This is a genomic window from Micrococcus sp. TCR-5 (genome assembly GCF_052220525.1).
In the GTDB taxonomy this organism is placed as follows: Bacteria; Actinomycetota; Actinomycetes; order Actinomycetales; family Micrococcaceae; genus Micrococcus; species Micrococcus luteus.
In genome coordinates, this window is the sequence record NZ_JBQPDO010000001.1 from 338,245 (window position 1) to 353,659 (window position 15,415).

General features: G+C 73.2%; 14 protein-coding genes. 12 read left to right on the top strand and 2 right to left on the bottom strand.

Annotated elements, in window-relative coordinates:
* Window positions 1-71: 71 nt before the first annotated feature.
* Together clpX and ACTSKS_RS01610 are read left to right on the top strand one after the other, a co-directional pair.
* Entirely contained in the window at window positions 72-1,370 is a 1,299-nt protein-coding gene (gene clpX / locus ACTSKS_RS01605; protein WP_060775624.1) for an ATP-dependent Clp protease ATP-binding subunit ClpX, read from the top strand.
* A gap of 62 nt (window positions 1,371-1,432) precedes the next feature.
* Window positions 1,433-2,050, top strand: coding sequence for a mycothiol-dependent nitroreductase Rv2466c family protein (locus ACTSKS_RS01610; protein WP_061867773.1), 618 nt, complete (start codon window positions 1,433-1,435; stop codon window positions 2,048-2,050).
* A gap of 86 nt (window positions 2,051-2,136) precedes the next feature.
* On the opposite strand, the gene ACTSKS_RS01615 is transcribed toward ACTSKS_RS01610, so the two are convergent.
* Together ACTSKS_RS01615 and valS are read right to left on the bottom strand one after the other, a co-directional pair.
* On the bottom strand, window positions 2,137-2,472 hold the full coding sequence (locus ACTSKS_RS01615; RefSeq protein ID WP_095346890.1) for a DoxX family protein: 336 nt from the start codon (window positions 2,470-2,472) through the stop codon (window positions 2,137-2,139).
* A gap of 360 nt (window positions 2,473-2,832) precedes the next feature.
* The gene (gene valS / locus ACTSKS_RS01620; RefSeq protein WP_442927220.1) at window positions 2,833-5,517 is read right to left on the bottom strand and encodes a valine--tRNA ligase; all 2,685 of its coding nucleotides are present in this window, start codon (window positions 5,515-5,517) and stop codon (window positions 2,833-2,835) included.
* 139 nt (window positions 5,518-5,656) lie between these two features.
* Between valS and ACTSKS_RS01625 the strand changes: the two genes are divergently transcribed.
* From ACTSKS_RS01625 to ACTSKS_RS01670, 10 genes are all read left to right on the top strand, one after another.
* Entirely contained in the window at window positions 5,657-6,451 is a 795-nt protein-coding gene (locus ACTSKS_RS01625; protein ID WP_442927221.1) for an SDR family oxidoreductase, read from the top strand.
* Between the two features lie 43 nt (window positions 6,452-6,494).
* The gene (locus ACTSKS_RS01630) at window positions 6,495-7,244 is read left to right on the top strand and encodes a sirohydrochlorin chelatase (protein ID WP_036338855.1); all 750 of its coding nucleotides are present in this window, start codon (window positions 6,495-6,497) and stop codon (window positions 7,242-7,244) included.
* 118 nt (window positions 7,245-7,362) lie between these two features.
* Entirely contained in the window at window positions 7,363-9,078 is a 1,716-nt protein-coding gene (locus ACTSKS_RS01635; protein ID WP_070709672.1) for a nitrite/sulfite reductase, read from the top strand.
* Window positions 9,075-9,800, top strand: a complete 726-nt coding sequence (locus ACTSKS_RS01640) for a phosphoadenylyl-sulfate reductase (RefSeq protein WP_095346832.1) — start codon at window positions 9,075-9,077, stop codon at window positions 9,798-9,800. Before ACTSKS_RS01635 ends, ACTSKS_RS01640 begins: the two co-directional genes overlap by 4 nt.
* Before the next feature lie 32 nt (window positions 9,801-9,832).
* Window positions 9,833-10,768, top strand: coding sequence for a sulfate adenylyltransferase subunit CysD (gene cysD / locus ACTSKS_RS01645; RefSeq protein ID WP_158183713.1), 936 nt, complete (start codon window positions 9,833-9,835; stop codon window positions 10,766-10,768).
* Window positions 10,768-12,108: a sulfate adenylyltransferase subunit 1 gene (locus ACTSKS_RS01650; RefSeq protein WP_216886195.1), complete on the top strand. Its 1,341-nt coding sequence runs from the start codon at window positions 10,768-10,770 to the stop codon at window positions 12,106-12,108. Before cysD ends, ACTSKS_RS01650 begins: the two co-directional genes overlap by 1 nt.
* 31 nt (window positions 12,109-12,139) lie before the next feature.
* On the top strand, window positions 12,140-12,865 hold the full coding sequence (locus tag ACTSKS_RS01655) for an ABC transporter ATP-binding protein (protein WP_442927223.1): 726 nt from the start codon (window positions 12,140-12,142) through the stop codon (window positions 12,863-12,865).
* The gene (locus ACTSKS_RS01660) at window positions 12,855-13,778 is read left to right on the top strand and encodes an ABC transporter permease (RefSeq protein ID WP_036316901.1); all 924 of its coding nucleotides are present in this window, start codon (window positions 12,855-12,857) and stop codon (window positions 13,776-13,778) included. Before ACTSKS_RS01655 ends, ACTSKS_RS01660 begins: the two co-directional genes overlap by 11 nt.
* A complete protein-coding gene (gene cobA, locus ACTSKS_RS01665) occupies window positions 13,775-15,043 on the top strand; it encodes a uroporphyrinogen-III C-methyltransferase (RefSeq protein WP_216886193.1) in 1,269 nt (422 codons plus the stop codon). Before ACTSKS_RS01660 ends, cobA begins: the two co-directional genes overlap by 4 nt.
* Window positions 15,040-15,415 (top strand): FAD/NAD(P)-binding protein (locus ACTSKS_RS01670; RefSeq protein WP_442927224.1); only part of this gene is annotated, 376 nt, incomplete at its 3' end. The genes cobA and ACTSKS_RS01670, both read left to right, overlap by 4 nt.

A 15,415-nucleotide genomic window follows, 5' to 3' on the forward strand; every position in this document is an offset into this window, starting at 1 on the left:
TGGACGGAATCTGACAGCGACGCCGCCCGCGCGGGGCGGACGTCTCCGCCCGGCCCCCGAGGAGTACCACCATGGCGCGTATCGGAGAGAGCGCTGACCTGCTGAAATGCTCGTTCTGCGGGAAGAGCCAGAAGCAGGTGCGCAAGCTCATCGCCGGCCCGGGTGTCTACATCTGCGACGAGTGCATCGAGCTGTGCAACGAGATCATCGAGGAGGAGCTCGGCGAGGCGGCGGAGGCGGACGAGACCGTCCTGCCCACCCCGCAGGAGATCTTCGACCACCTCGAGAGCTTCGTGATCGGCCAGGAGGCGGCCAAGCGTTCCCTCGCCGTCGCCGTGTACAACCACTACAAGCGCGTGCGTGGGCCGCAGGCGCGGAGCGGTGACCTGGCCGACCGCCTCACCGAGCGGGACGACCTGGCGGACGTCGAGGTCGGCAAGTCGAACATCCTCATGGTCGGCCCCACCGGCTCCGGCAAGACGTATCTCGCGCAGACCCTCGCCCGGCGGCTCAACGTCCCGTTCGCGGTCGCGGACGCCACCAGCCTCACCGAGGCCGGCTATGTGGGCGAGGACGTGGAGAACATCCTCCTCAAGCTCATCCAGGCCGCGGACTACGACGTGAAGAAGGCCGAGCAGGGCATCATCTACATCGACGAGATCGACAAGATCTCGCGGAAGTCCGAGAACCCCTCCATCACCCGGGACGTCTCCGGCGAGGGCGTGCAGCAGGCCCTGCTGAAGATCCTCGAGGGAACGGTGGCGTCGGTGCCGCCGCAGGGCGGACGCAAGCACCCCCACCAGGAGTTCCTGCAGATCGACACGTCCAACGTGCTGTTCATCGTGGCGGGCGCGTTCGCGGGCCTGGACGAGATCATCGGTTCCCGCGCCGGCCGCAAGGGCATCGGGTTCGGCGCGCCCCTGAACCACCTGGGCGCGGGGGACGTCACCTACGCGGACGTGCGGCCGGAGGACCTGCTGAAGTTCGGCCTCATCCCCGAGTTCATCGGCCGCCTGCCCGTGATCACCACCGTCGAGGACCTCACGCACGAACAGCTCGTGCGGGTGCTGACCGAACCGAAGAACGCCCTGCTCAAGCAGTACCAGAAGATGTTCCTCATGGACGGCGTGGAGCTCGAGTTCGAGCAGGACGCCCTGGACGCCGTCGTCGCCCAGGCCGAGGCCCGCGGCACCGGCGCCCGCGGCCTGCGTTCCATCATGGAGAACGTCCTCAAGCCCGTGATGTTCGAGCTGCCCTCCCGCTCGGACGTGGGCACGGTCGTCATCTCCGGGGACGTGGTGCGCGGCGAGGCCGAGCCCACGCTCATCCCGGCCGAGGTGGAACGACGTCGACGCGGCCGGAGCGCCTGACCGCCGTCGCCCAGCAGGACCGACCGGAGCCGAGACGGCTCCCTGATCGCAAGGAGCACAGCATGACCGACACCACGCAGCAGCCCACCGTCGACTTCTACTTCGACGCCACGTGCCCGTTCGCCTGGATCACCTCTCGGTGGATCCTGGAGGTCCAGAAGGTGCGCGACGTGCGGGTGGTCTTCAAGATCATGTCGCTCGCGATCCTGAACGAGGGCCGCGACCTGGACCCCGAGTACCTGGCCCGCCTCGAGAAGGCCTGGCTGCCGGCCCGCGCCGCCGTGCAGGTGCGCGAGCGGTACGGTGCCGAGGCGCTCGGCCCGTGGTACACCGCGGTCGGCACCCGCATCCACGAGCAGGGCCGCACGGACTTCGAGGCCGTGGTGGCCGAGGCCCTCGAGGAGCTCGGCCACGACGCGGACATCCTGGACGCCGCCCGCACCGACGTGGCCGACGAGCAGCTGCGCGCCAGCCAGAAGGAGGCCGAGGACCTCGTGGGCAACGACGTCGGCACGCCCGTCGTGGCGTTCAACGGCACGGCCTTCTTCGGTCCCGTGATGACCCGCATCCCGCGCGGCGAGGAGGCGGGCCGCATCTTCGACGGCGCCGTCGCCCTGGCCGACTTCCCGTACTTCTACGAGATCAAGCGGGCCCGCACCACGGATCCGCAGTTCGACTGAGCCCTCCCGGCTCGCACGAGACCGGCCCCACACCTTCAGCGCGAAGGTGTGGGGACGGCGTCGTCGGGGGCGCGGGGCGGCGGGGGTCAGCTGCGCGCCACCCGGCCGGCCGCGCGGATCAGGGGGACCTGCAGGGGCAGCCGCCCGAGGGAGACCAGTTGCGCCGGCCAGGGCCGGCGTCGCCACTGCCAGGCCATCCACGCATTGCCGGGCCACACGCCGAGGAAGAGCGCCTGCGCGGCGCGTCCGCCCGCGCGCCGGGTGCGCGGGACGGCCAGCAGACCCGCCACGGCCAGCTCGGCCACGCCGGAGCCGTGGGTCCACGCGCGGGCCGAGCCGGGCAGGAACGGCGGGATCAGCCCGTCGAAGGGTTCGGGTCGGACGAAGTGGAGCACGCCCATGGCGGCGAGGGCGGCGGACATCCGCCGGGCGGAGGCGTCGGAGGCGCGGCGGCCGGCCGGGGCGGGATCGGGTGTGGGTCTCATCCTCTCAGTGTCCACCCCCGCCGCGGTGACCGCACTGCGACATGCGGCAAGAGCACGACCAGGAGGTGCACCACGACACCCCCGGGAGGGCCGCCTCCCGACGAACTCCGATCCGGCGGCGGACTGTCCGACGCGTGCTGTGCCCTACCGGATCCGGGCCACGAACATCCCACGCTGAGGGCAGACTCGGGTTCGCAGCACGAGCGTGACGACGGCCCCGCCGCCCGTGACGGGCGACGGGGCCGTCGTCGTGCCGCGTGCGCTCCCGAGACACCTTCGGGGAACGTGCGGCGGGGATCAGTCGTCCTCGACCGGTGCCAGCTGCACGTCGGAGACGGTCAGGGGCGCGGACTCGCCGGCATCGCCCCGCGTGAGGGACAGGTCCGCGATGTTGCCGGCCGCCTTGAGGTCCGCCAGGCCGCCGCGCAGCTTCTCGAGCCACTCGGCCGGCCCGGTCACCACGGCGGAGCGCACCTGGGTCCGCTGCTTCACCTTGGCCTCGGACTTCGCCTTGCGGACGCCGCCGAGGACCTGCGCCACGGTGGGCAGGACCTCGGCGTCACCGGCGGAGGCGGCGAAGGACAAGGCCGCCACCTCGTCCGCGGCGCCCGGCCACGCGGCGGTGTGCACGGAGCCGGCGCGCCACCAGCTCCACACCTCCTCGGTGGCGAACGGCTGGAACGGGGCCAGCAGACGCAGCAGGGCGTCCAGGGTGGTGGCCAGCGTGGTCACCACAGAGGCCTGCTCGGCCTCGCCGTGGCCGCCGTAGGCACGGTCCTTCACGAGCTCCACGTAGTCGTCCGTGAAGGCCCAGAAGAACTGCTCGGTCACGTTGAGGGCCCGTGCGTAGTCATAGGCCTCGAACGCGCGGGTCGCCTGCTCCACGGTGGCCGCCAGGCGCGCCAGCAGGGAGGCGTCCAGCGGGTTGGTGACGGCCGCGGCGTCATCGGCCGTGCGGATGACGGCGTCCTGCGTGGCGCCCAGGTTCAGCACGAACTTGGCGGCGTTGAGCAGCTTGATGGCCAGGCGGCGGCCGATCTTCATCTGCGCCACCTCGTAGGCGGTGTCTGCGCCGAGGCGGGCCGAGGCGGCCCAGTAGCGGACGGCGTCCGAGCCGAACTGGTCCAGGATGTCGGTCGGGACCACCACGTTGCCCTTGGACTTGGACATCTTCTTGCGGTCCGGGTCGAGGATCCAGCCGGAGAGCGCGGTGTCCGTCCACGGCACGGAGCCGTTGAGGGCGTGGGCGCGCACCACGGTGGAGAACAGCCAGGTGCGGATGATGTCGTGGCCCTGCGGGCGCAGATCGAACGGGAAGACGTTGTTGAAGAACGCCTCGTCACGGGACCAGCGGCCCACGATCTGCGGGGTCAGGGAGGAGGTGGCCCAGGTGTCCAGGACGTCCGGGTCGCCGGTGAAGCCGCCGGGGACGTCGCGCTGGTCCTCGGCGTAGCCCGGGGCGGCCTCGGCGGCCGGGTCCACGGGCAGCTGCTCGTCGGCCGGGAGGATCGGGTTCTCATAGTCGGGCTCACCCTCCGCATCCAGCGGGTACCAGACCGGGATCGGCACCCCGAAGAAGCGCTGGCGGGAGACGAGCCAGTCGCCGTTGAGGCCCTCGACCCAGTTCTCGTAGCGGTGGCGCATGTGCTCCGGGTGCCAGGAGATCTCGCGGCCACGCTCGATCAGCTCCGCGCGGCGGTCGGCGTCGCGGCCGCCGTTGCGGATGTACCACTGGCGGGAGGTGACGACCTCGAGCGGCTTGTCGCCCTTCTCGTAGAAGTTCACGGCGTGCATGATCTTCTTCGGCTCCCCGTCCAGCAGGCCGGCCGCGGTGAGGGCGTCCACCACACCCTGCTTGGCGGAGAAGACGGTCCGGCCGGCCACGGTGTCCGCATAGGCCTGTCGGCCGGCGTCCGTGGTGATCCACTCGGGGGTGTCGGCGGCGAAGCGGCCGTCACGGCCGATCAGGGTGCGGGTCGGCAGCTGCAGTTCGCGCCACCAGGTGACGTCGTTGAGATCGCCGAAGGTGCAGACCATGGCGATGCCGGAGCCCTTGTCCGGCTTGGCCAGCGGGTGCGGGAAGACCTCGACCTCCACGCCGTACAGCGGGGAGGTGACGGTCGTGCCGAACAGGTGCTGGTAGCGCTCGTCGTCCGGGTGGGCGACCAGGCCGGAGCAGGAGGCCAGCAGCTCGGGGCGGGTGGTCTCGATGAAGACCTGCTCGCCGTCCGCAGCCGTGAAGGCGTAGCGGTGGTAGGCGCCCGGGACCTCGCGGTCCTCGAGCTCGGCCTGGGCCACGGCGGTGCGGAAGGTCACGTCCCACATGGTGGGGGCCTCGGCCAGGTAGGCGTCGCCCGAGGCGATGCCGGCCAGGAAGGCGCGTTGGGAGACGGCGCGGGAGACGTCGTCGATGGTCCGGTAGGTCATGTCCCAGTCGACGGACAGGCCGAGGCGGGTGAAGAGGTCCTCGAAGACCTTCTCGTCCTCGACGGCGAGCTCCTCGCAGAGCTCGATGAAGTTCCTGCGGGAGATCACGTCCCAGTCGCGCTGGTTCTTCGCCGGCTTCTCCGGCGGGCGATAGCCCTCCACGTACGGCTTGGCGGGGTCGCAGCGGACGCCGTAGTAGTTCTGCACGCGGCGCTCGGTGGGCAGGCCGTTGTCGTCCCAGCCCATCGGGTAGAACACGTTCTTGCCGTTCATGCGCTGGTAGCGGGCGAGCACGTCGGTCTGCGTGTAGGAGAAGACGTGGCCCACGTGCAGCGAGCCGGAGGCGGTCGGCGGGGGAGTGTCGATCGAGTAGACCTGTTCGCGGGTGGTCTGCGTGTCGAACGCGTAGGTGCGCTCGTCGGCCCAGCGGGCGGTCAGCTTCTCCTCGAGGCCCTCGAGGGCCGGCTTGTCCGGCACGGCCACGGCGCCGGCGGCGGGGGTGGACGGGGTCGATGCGTCGATGGGCGTGTCTGTGCCCTGCGTGTTCTCAGCCATGCCCGCCATCCTCCCATGACCGGGACGGCGGGCCGGGCCTGCGACGACGCCCGGGACATCCCGCCCTTGCAGTCGGTCGACCTGGCGGGGGTGATCCGGGCGGTGCTCCGAACGGCACGGCTCGGCTACGGTCGGAGGCGTGAGCCACACCCAAGAACCTGCGAAGAACCCTGCCCGCGCCGCCGTCGTGACGGGGGCCACGAGTGGCATCGGCCGCGCCACGGCCCTCGAGCTCGCCCGCCGCGGTTGGCGCGTGTACGCCGTCGGCCGCCGGACCGAGCGCCTCGAGACCCTCGCTGCCGACGCCCGGGCCGCGGGCGTGAGCGGCGACCTCGTCCCCGCCGCCCTGGACGTCACGGACGAGGCCGCCGTCGCCGCGCTGGCCTCGCGCGTCGAGGCCGACGGCGGCGCCGACACCCTCGTCAACATCGCCGGCGGCGCGCTCGGCACGGACGCCGTGGGCGTGGGCGACCGCGCGGACTGGGAGTGGATGTACCGCGTCAACGTGCTCGGCACCCTGACGATGTGCCAGGCGTTCCTGCCCATGCTCCGCGCCCACGGCGCGGGCACCGTGCTCAACCTGACCTCGACCGCCGCCGTCACCGCCTACGAGGGCGGCGCCGGCTACAACGCCGCGAAGATGGGCCAGCACGGGCTCACCGGCGCGCTGCGCCTGGAGGAGGCCGAGCACAACGTGCGGGTGATCGAGGTGCTCCCGGGCATGGTCCACACCGAGGAGTTCTCCCGCAACCGCCTGGGCGGCGACCAATCCGCCGCGGACGCCGTGTACGCGGGCGTGGAGAAGCCGCTCACCCCCGAGGACGTCGCCGAGGTGTGCGTCCACGCCGTCGAGCTGCCCCACCACGTGAACCTGGATCAGATCGTGATGCGGCCGGTCGCCCAGGCCGCCCAGCACAAGGTGATCCGCCGGTGAGCGGCGGGCCGCAGAACGTGTGGGCCGACGCGGTGGGCTCGGCATGAGCGCGCCCGTGCTGCACGTGATCGCCTGCGCCCACGGCACGCACGACGCGGCCGGCCGCGTCGTGATCGACGGCCTCCGTGCCGACCTGGCGGCCCTCCTGGACGCCGAGGGGCCGGGCGCCCAGGTCCACGAGGCCTACGTGGACGTGCAGAGCCCCTCCCTTGACGAGGTCGTGGCGGACCTGCCCCCGGGGGAGTCGGCCGTGATCGTGCCGCTGCTGCTGTCCCTGGGCCATCACGTCCACCACGACATCCACCACGCCGCGGCCGCCCGGCCCGACACGATCGCCGCCGCACCGCTGGCCGGGGTCGGGGACGACGTCGAGCCGCGCCTGGTGACCGTTCTGGCCGAACGGGTGGCCCAGGCGGTGCCGGCCGGTGAGGCCGCGACATCGGACATCATCCTGGCGGCGGCCGGCACTCGCGCCGCGGACGGCCAGGCCCAGGTGCACGCCCTGGCCGGGGCCCTGGCCCGGGCCACGGGACTGCCCGTGACCGCGGCGTTCGGGGCGGCGGCCACCCCCCGGGTGCCCGACGCCGTCTCCCGGGTGCGCGCCGCCGGCCGTCGCGCCGTGGTGGCCGCCCACCTGCTGGCCCCCGGGTACTTCCACGACCGACTCGGCGAGGCCGGCGCGGACGCGGTCACCGACCCCCTGCTGCCGCATCCGCTGGTGGCGCGGATCGCCCTGGACCGGCTGCGGTCCGCCCTCGCCGAGGCCCCGAGGGGAGCCGCCGGAGGCCGCTGAGCCGTTCGTCACACGACCGGGGCCGGGCCGGGCACCGACCGCGGCCCGGCCCCGGGAACGTGACGAACCGCGTCGACGATCTTGGGGGCTGGCATGCCGGGTTCCTAGCGTGGCGGCCATGACCCAGGTGAACGAGACGTCGAGGCCGGCGCGCACTCCGCGCCGTCCCTCCGCCAAGCCGCACGGCCAGTGGAAGGTGGACGGGACCGCCCCCCTGAACCACAACGAGGAGTTCAAGCAGCAGGACGACGGCCTGAACGTCCGCGAGCGCATCGAGCAGGTCTACGCCCACGAGGGCTTCGACTCGATCCCCTCGGACGACCTGCACGGCCGCTTCCGCTGGTGGGGCCTGTACACCCAGCGCCGGCAGGGGATCGACGGCGGCAAGACCGCCACCCTGGAGCCCCACGAACTCGAGGACCGCTACTTCATGCTGCGCGTGCGCATCGACGGCGGTGACCTCACCACCGAGCAGCTGCGCGTGATCGGCGGGATCTCCACCGACTTCGGCCGTGACACCGCGGACATCACCGACCGGCAGAACGTCCAGCTGCACTGGATCCGCGTCGAGGACGTCCCCGAGATCTGGCGGCGCCTGGAGTCCGTGGGCCTGTCCACCACCGAGGCCTGCGGCGACGTGCCGCGCGTGATCCTCGGCTCACCGGTGGCCGGGATCGCCGCGGACGAGATCATCGACCCCACGCCCGTGATCCGGGAGATCGCGGACCGCTGGATCGGCGACCTCGAGGTCTCCAACCTGCCCCGCAAGTTCAAGACCGCCATCACCGGCCATCCCTCCCAGGACGTGGTCCACGAGATCAACGACATCTCCCTGATCGGCGTGGTGCACCCCGAGCTGGGCCCCGGCTACGACCTGTGGGTCGGCGGCGGCCTGTCCACGAAGGCCCGCCTGGCCGACCGGATCGGTGCGTTCGTCTCGGCCGAGCGCGCCCCCGAGGTGTGGCACGCCGTCGTGAGCATCTTCCGCGACTACGGCTACCGGCGCCTGCGCAACAAGGCCCGCATGAAGTACCTGCTCGAGGACTGGGGGCCGGCGAGGTTCCGCACCGTGCTGGAGGAGGAGTACCTCGGCTACGCCCTGCCCGACGGCCCCGCCCCGGCCCCGCCCACCCGCCCCGGCGACCACGTGGGGGTCCACGAGCAGAAGGACGGCCGCTTCTACATCGGTGCCGCCCCCGTCGTCGGCCGCTCCAGCGGCACCACCCTCACCGCCCTCGCGGACCTGCTCGAGGCCCACGGCTCCACGCGGCTGCGGACCACCCCCCACCAGAAGATCGTGGTGCTGGACGTGGAGCGGGACCGGGTGGACGCCGTCGTGGCCGGCTTGAAGGAGCTGGGACTGGACCCGGAGCCGTCCGTGTTCCGCCGCTCCACCATCGCCTGCACGGGCCTGGAGTTCTGCAAGCTCGCCATCGTGGACACGAAGGACACCGCCACCGCCGCGATCGCCCAGCTGGAGGAGCGCCTGGCCGACCTCGCCGACCGCCTCCCCGAGCGGCTGAGCCTGCATGTGAACGGCTGCCCCAACTCCTGCGCCCGCATCCAGACCGCGGACATCGGCCTGAAGGGCCAGCTGCTCCCGGACGACGACGGCGGCCAGACGCCCGGCTTCCAGGTCCACCTGGGCGGCGGGCTGGCCTCCGTGGACCGCGCCGAGGCCGGCCTCGGACGCAGCGTCCGCGGCCTGAAGGTCCGCGCGGACGGGCTGGTCGACTACGTCGAGCGCCTCGTCCGCCGGTACGACGAGCAGCGCGAGCCGGGCGAGACCTTCGCCCGGTGGGCGCACCGAGTCGACGAGGAGGCCCTCCGATGAGCACCGTTCCCCCCACCCGTCCGACCGAGGACCTCGAGCGCCTGCAGGCACTCGCGGAGTCCGGCGCCGCCGAGCTCGGCTGGGACGCCCCCGCCGCGGCGGTGGTCGACTGGGCCGCCCGCCATGTGGACCTCCGCCGGGCCGCCGTCGCCTGCTCCATGGCCGACGCCGTCCTGCCGCACCTGGTGGCGCAGCGGATGCCCGGCGTGGACGTCCTCTTCCTGGAGACCGGCTATCACTTCACCGAGACCCTCGCGACGCGCGACGAGGTGGCCCGCCGCCTCGACGTCACCGTGGTGGACGTGCTGCCGGAGCTGACCGTGGCCGAGCAGGACGAGCGCCACGGCAAGGACCTGTTCGCCCGCGACCCGGCGCTGTGCTGCGCGATGCGCAAGGTCGAGCCCCTCAACCGGGCGCTGGCCGGATACGACCTGTGGTTCACCGGAGTCCGCCGGGACGAGGCGCCGACGCGCACGAACACCCCGCTGGTGGGCTGGGACGAGGCCCACGGCATGGTCAAGGTCAACCCCGTCGCCCCGTGGAGCTTCGACGACCTGGTCGGCTACGCCACGGACCACGACGTGCCCGTGAACCTGCTCCTGCAGAACGGCTACCCCTCGATCGGCTGCCGCCCCTGCACCCGCCCCGTCGCCCCCGGGGAGGACCCCCGAGCCGGGCGCTGGGCCGGGACCGCGAAGACCGAGTGCGGCATCCACGTCTGAGCGCCGCTCCCGAGACAGACCAAGGAGACACGATGACCCTCACCCATGCCCCCGACCCGGGGATCGCGAGCCCCGCCGGGCCCGACGTCCAGGACGCCCTGGAGGCCGAGGCGATCCACATCATCCGCGAGGTGGTGGCCGAGTTCGAGCGCCCCGCCATGCTCTTCTCGGGCGGCAAGGACTCCGTGGTGATGCTCCACCTGGCCGCGAAGGCCTTCTGGCCGGGCAGGATCCCCTTCCCGGTGGTCCACGTGGACACCGGCCACAACTTCCCCGAGGTCCTCGAGTTCCGCGACCGCACGGTGGAGCGGCTCGGCCTGCGGCTCGTGGTGGGCTCCGTGCAGGAGTACATCGACCGCGGCGAGCTGCGTGAGCGCGCCGACGGCACCCGCAACACCCTGCAGACCACCCCCCTGCTGGACACGATCCGGACCAACCGGTTCGACGCCGTCTTCGGGGGAGGCCGCCGTGACGAGGACAAGGCGCGGGCCAAGGAGCGGATCATCAGCCTGCGCGACGCGTTCGGGCAGTGGGACCCGCGCAACCAGCGCCCCGAGCTGTGGAACCTCTACAACGGCCGTCACACCCCCGGCCAGCACGTCCGCGCGTTCCCCATCAGCAACTGGACCGAGCTGGACGTGTGGCGGTACATCGCCCGCGAGGGCATCGAGCTGCCCTCCATCTACTACGCGCACGAGCGGGAGGTCTTCCGCCGCGACGGCATGTGGCGCGCCGTGGGGGAGCACTCCCGCCCGGCCGAGGGCGAGGAGGTCACCACGCGGACGGTGCGCTACCGCACGGTGGGCGACATGTCCTGCACCGGCGCCGTCCTCTCGGAGGCCGCCACCGTCGAGGACGTGGTGCTCGAGGTCGCCGCCTCCACCCTGACCGAACGCGGGGCCACCCGCGCCGACGACCGCATCTCCGAGGCGGCCATGGAAGATCGCAAGAAGGACGGGTACTTCTGATGAGCACCGCACTGCTGGACCGGCACGCCCCCGCCGGGACCCTGTTCCGCCTGGCCACGGCCGGCTCGGTCGACGACGGCAAGTCCACACTCGTGGGCCGCCTCCTGCACGACTCCAAGGCCGTCTTGGCCGACCAGCTCGAGGCTGTGGCCCGCACCTCCGCCGAGCGCGGCTTCGGCGGCGCCGAGGGCGGGCTGGACCTGGCGCTGCTGACCGACGGCCTGCGCGCCGAGCGGGAGCAGGGGATCACGATCGACGTCGCATACCGCTACTTCGCCACGGACCGGCGCACCTTCGTGCTGGCCGACTGCCCCGGGCACGTGCAGTACACCCGCAACACCGTCACGGGCGCCTCGACGGCCGACGCCGTCGTGCTGCTCGTGGACGCCCGCAAGGGCGTGCTGGAGCAGACCCGACGCCACCTGAGCGTGGTGGCCCTGCTGCGGGTGCCGCACGTGATCGTCGCCGTCAACAAGATCGATCTCGTGGACTACTCCGAGGAGATCTTCACCGCGATCGCCGAGGACGTTCGGCGCGTGGCCCGGGAGCTCGGCCTCTCCGACGCGGTGAGCGTCCCGGTGTCCGCCCTCCAGGGCGACAACGTGGTCACCCGCTCCGCGCGGACGGACTGGTACACCGGCCCCACGCTCATGGAGCTGCTCGAGTCCCTGCCCGGGGCGGACGCCGAGGACGACGCCGCGGCCTCCTTCCGCTTCCCGGTGCAGCTCGTGGTGCGCCCCCAGGGCGCCCTGGCCCCCGGCCTCGACCCGGAGGTCTTCCGCGACTACCGCGGCTACGCCGGGCAGGTCGTGGCGGGCACCGTCCGGCCCGGGGACGCCGTCGCCGTCCTCACCCCGGGGCAGCCGGCGCGCACCACCACCGTGGTGGGCGTCGACGCCGCCGGCGAATCCCTCGAGGAGGCCTCCTCCCCGCAGTCGATCGTCCTGCGTCTGGCCGACGAGGTGGACGTGGCCCGCGGGGACACGATCGCCGCCGCGGACACCGCCCCGCGCCCCACCGCGGAGGTGGCCGCCGCGCTGTGCTGGCTCTCCGCCGCGCCGCTGCGCGTCGGGCAGCAGGTCCTCGTCAAGCACGGCACCGCCGTCGTCCGGGCGCTCGTCCAGGAGGTGGCCGGCCGGCTCGACCTCGACACCCTGCGGCTCGACCCGGCCGAGACCCTCGGGCTCAACGACATCGGACAAGTGCGCCTGCACCTGGCCGCGCCGCTGCCCGTGGAGCCCTACGCCGTGCATCGGCGCACCGGGGCGTTCCTCGTGATCGACCCCCAGGACGGGGCCACGCTCGCCGCCGGCATGGTGCGCGGCGGCGACGAGGCCTGATCCGGATGACGACGGCGGGACGGGAGCGGTCATGACGGTGGTGATGGAGGACGTGGGCAAGAGCTTCGGCGGGCCCACGCCCGTGCTGGAGGACGTCTCCGTGCGGATCGAGCCGGGCGAGTTCGTCTGCCTGCTCGGCGCGTCCGGATGCGGCAAGTCCACCCTGCTGAACCTCATCGCCCGGCTCGAGGCGCCCACCGCGGGCGTCGTCAAGACCCCCCGGGAGGGGGCCGCGTTCATGTTCCAGGACGCCGCCCTCTTCCCGTGGCTCACCGCCCGCGGCAACATCGAGCTCGCCCTCCGCTTCGCCGGTGTGGCCGCGGGGGAGCGTCGGGAGCGTGCCGGGGAGCTGCTGCGCCTCGTCCACCTGGACGACGCCGCCGACCTGCGACCCCACCAGCTCTCCGGCGGCATGCGCCAGCGCGTCGCCCTGGCCCGGGCCCTCGCCCAGGACCGCGCCCTGCTGCTCATGGACGAGCCGTTCGCGGCCTTGGACGCGATCACCCGCGACCTGCTGCATGGGGAGCTCGAGCGCGTGTGGCGGCAGACCGGCCGGACGGTCGTGTTCGTCACCCACAACGTGGCCGAGGCCGTCCGCCTCGGCCAGCGGGTGCTGCTGCTGTCCTCACGTCCGGGTCGCGTCGTCGCCGAATGGGACGTGCCCGCAGCCGCCCGCCACGACGCGCCCGCCGCGGCCGCCCTCACGGCCGCCATCACCGCCCGACTCGGTCAGGAGATCCGTCGCCATGCGCACTGACACCCCCACCCTCGACGCCCCCGGCCGCGCGCCGGGGGCCGCCACCGACGACGAGCTGCGCGAGCTCGACAGCGGCCTCGACGCGCTCCAGGCCGTCGACTCGACCCGTCGGACGGGTCTGGCCGGGTGGGACTGGAGCCGGGTCCTGCTCCCGGTGGCCGCCGTCGTCCTGCTCGTGGCGATCTGGCAGGCCTTCGCGTGGCTGGCCGGTGCGCGCGGCGAGCCGATCACCGGTCCCGGCGACGTCCTCGGGGCCTTCGGGACGCTGTGGGCCCAGGGTCTCGTCCAGCAGGCAGTGGCGACGTCGGTGGGCCGCGCCGTCGTCGGCTTCGCACTCGCCGTGGTCGTCGGCGTCGGGCTGGGCCTGGTGCTCGGACAGGTCAGCGTCCTGCGGCGGGCGTTCGGCCCGCTGCTCACGGCCCTGATGGTGCTGCCCAACGTGGCCTGGGTGCCGCTCGCGGTGCTGTGGTTCGGCCTCAGCGACGCCACCGCGTACTTCGTGATGCTCACCGGCGCCGTCCCCGCCGTGGTCGCCGGCCTCACCACCGGCACGGACCAGGTGCCGCCGCAGCTGCGTCGCGCGGCCCGGGTGCTGGGCGCCTCGCGTCTCGAGACCGCCCTGCTGGTGGTCCTCCCGGCCGCCCTGCCCGCCTTCGTCTCCGGCCTGCGCCAGGGCTGGGCCTTCGCGTGGCGAGGCCTCATGGCCGCCGAGATCATCGCCGTCGGCGGGCCCATGGGCGTGGGACTCGGGACCCTGCTCCACGAGGGACGTGCCGCGTCCGACCTCGCCGTCGTCCTCTGCGCCGTCCTGACCATCCTGGCCGTCGGCGTCCTCGTCGAACTGGCCGCATTCGGCCCCGTCGAGCGGCGCATGCTGCGCCGCCGCGGGCTGCTGGAAGGGAGCACGCGATGACCGCGTCCGATCTGTACCCCACCTCCCTGCGTCTGCTCGGCCGGCCCGTCCTGATCGTGGGCGGCGGGCGCGTGGCCGGCCGCCGCGTGGGTGCCCTCCTCGACGCCGGCGCGCTCGTCACCGTGGTGGCCCCGAAGCCGGGGGAGGAGGTGGAGCGGCTCGCGGCGGCCGGTCTGCTCACCCTGCATCGCCGCCCCTACCGCCCGTCCGACCTCGACGGGGTCTGGTTCGCCCAGACCGCCACCGGTGACCGGGCCGTGGACGGGGCCGTGGCCTCCGACGCCGAGGCCCGCCGCGTCTGGTGTGTCGACGCCTCCGACGCCGAGTCCTCCGCCGCCTGGACGCCCGCCGTCGTCCGGGCCGGGGACGTGACCGTGGCCGTCAACGCCGGGGGAGACCCTCGCCGTGCCCGCGCCCTGAAGGACGCGATCACCCTCGCCCTGTCCACGGGGCGGCTGCCGCTGCGGCGGCGGCGCGCGTCCGCCGAGCCCGGTCGCGTGGCCCTCGTCGGCGGCGGCCCCGGCGACTCCGGGCTCATCACCGTGCGCGGCCGGCAGCTGCTCGCGGAGGCCGACGTGGTGGTCGCCGACCGGCTGGGCCCGCGCGCCCTCCTGGCCGAGCTGGACCCGGCGGTGCCCGTGATCGAGGTCGGCAAGGCCCCTGGGAACCACCTGGCCACGCAGGACGAGATCAACGCCGTCCTGGTCCGGGAGGCCCGGGCCGGCCGCCTCGTCGTCCGGCTCAAGGGCGGCGACCCGTACGTGCTCGGCCGCGGCGGCGAGGAGGCCGCGCACTGTCGCGCCCACGGCGTCGACGTCGAGGTGGTCCCCGGTGTCACGAGCGCCGTCTCGGTGCCCGCCGCCGCGGGGATCCCGGTCACCCATCGCGGCGTCGCCGCCGGCTTCACGCTGGTGACCGGCCACGAAGAGCTGTCCGAAGTGCCCACCCGGGCCGACCACACGCTCGTCCTGCTGATGGGCGTGCGCCGGCTCGCGGACACCGCGCGCCGACTGACGGAGCGCGGCCTCGACGGCGCGACGCCCGTGGCGATCATCGAGCGCGGCTGGATGCCGGACCAGCGGGTCACCGTGGGCACGGTGGAGACCATCGCCGCGCAGGCGGCCGCCGTCGGTGTGGAGAACCCCGCCGTGATCGTCGTAGGCGACGTCGTGCGCCTGAGCCCCTACGCCACCGGCGCGCCTGCGGCCGGCATCCCTGCCCCGATCTTGACCCTGAACCCGACCTCCGAAGGAGCACGAGCATGACCCTGACCCCCTCGTCCTCGAGGCCTGACCGCCCGTTGCGCATCGCCATCATCGGTGCCGGACCCGCCGGGGTGTACACGGCGGACATCCTGACCAAGGAGGAACGGGACTTCCGTGTCAGCATCGACCTGTTCGACCGGTACCCGGCCCCGTTCGGTCTGATCCGCTACGGGGTGGCCCCGGACCATCCGCGCATCAAGGGCATCGTCACCGCCCTGCACAAGGTCATGGACCGCGGGGACATCCGTTTCCTGGGCAACGTGGACTACGGCACGGACCTGAGCCTGGCGGACCTGCGTCGGCATTACGACGCGATCGTGTTCTCCACCGGGGCTGTGCGCGACGCGGCCCTGGACGTGCCGGGGGTGGAGC

Bases quoted from the DNA above. Each gene is read 5' to 3' on its own strand.
- clpX (WP_060775624.1), top strand. From the start codon at position 72: ATGGCGCGTATCGGAGAGAGCGCTGACCTGCTGAAATGCTCGTTCTGC.
- ACTSKS_RS01610 (WP_061867773.1), top strand. From the start codon at position 1,433: ATGACCGACACCACGCAGCAGCCCACCGTCGACTTCTACTTCGACGCC.
- ACTSKS_RS01615 (WP_095346890.1), bottom strand. From the start codon at position 2,472: ATGTCCGCCGCCCTCGCCGCCATGGGCGTGCTCCACTTCGTCCGACCC.
- valS (WP_442927220.1), bottom strand. From the start codon at position 5,517: ATGGCTGAGAACACGCAGGGCACAGACACGCCCATCGACGCATCGACC.
- ACTSKS_RS01630 (WP_036338855.1), top strand. From the start codon at position 6,495: ATGAGCGCGCCCGTGCTGCACGTGATCGCCTGCGCCCACGGCACGCAC.
- ACTSKS_RS01635 (WP_070709672.1), top strand. From the start codon at position 7,363: ATGACCCAGGTGAACGAGACGTCGAGGCCGGCGCGCACTCCGCGCCGT.
- ACTSKS_RS01640 (WP_095346832.1), top strand. From the start codon at position 9,075: ATGAGCACCGTTCCCCCCACCCGTCCGACCGAGGACCTCGAGCGCCTG.
- cysD (WP_158183713.1), top strand. From the start codon at position 9,833: ATGACCCTCACCCATGCCCCCGACCCGGGGATCGCGAGCCCCGCCGGG.
- ACTSKS_RS01650 (WP_216886195.1), top strand. From the start codon at position 10,768: ATGAGCACCGCACTGCTGGACCGGCACGCCCCCGCCGGGACCCTGTTC.
- ACTSKS_RS01655 (WP_442927223.1), top strand. From the start codon at position 12,140: ATGACGGTGGTGATGGAGGACGTGGGCAAGAGCTTCGGCGGGCCCACG.
- ACTSKS_RS01660 (WP_036316901.1), top strand. From the start codon at position 12,855: ATGCGCACTGACACCCCCACCCTCGACGCCCCCGGCCGCGCGCCGGGG.
- cobA (WP_216886193.1), top strand. From the start codon at position 13,775: ATGACCGCGTCCGATCTGTACCCCACCTCCCTGCGTCTGCTCGGCCGG.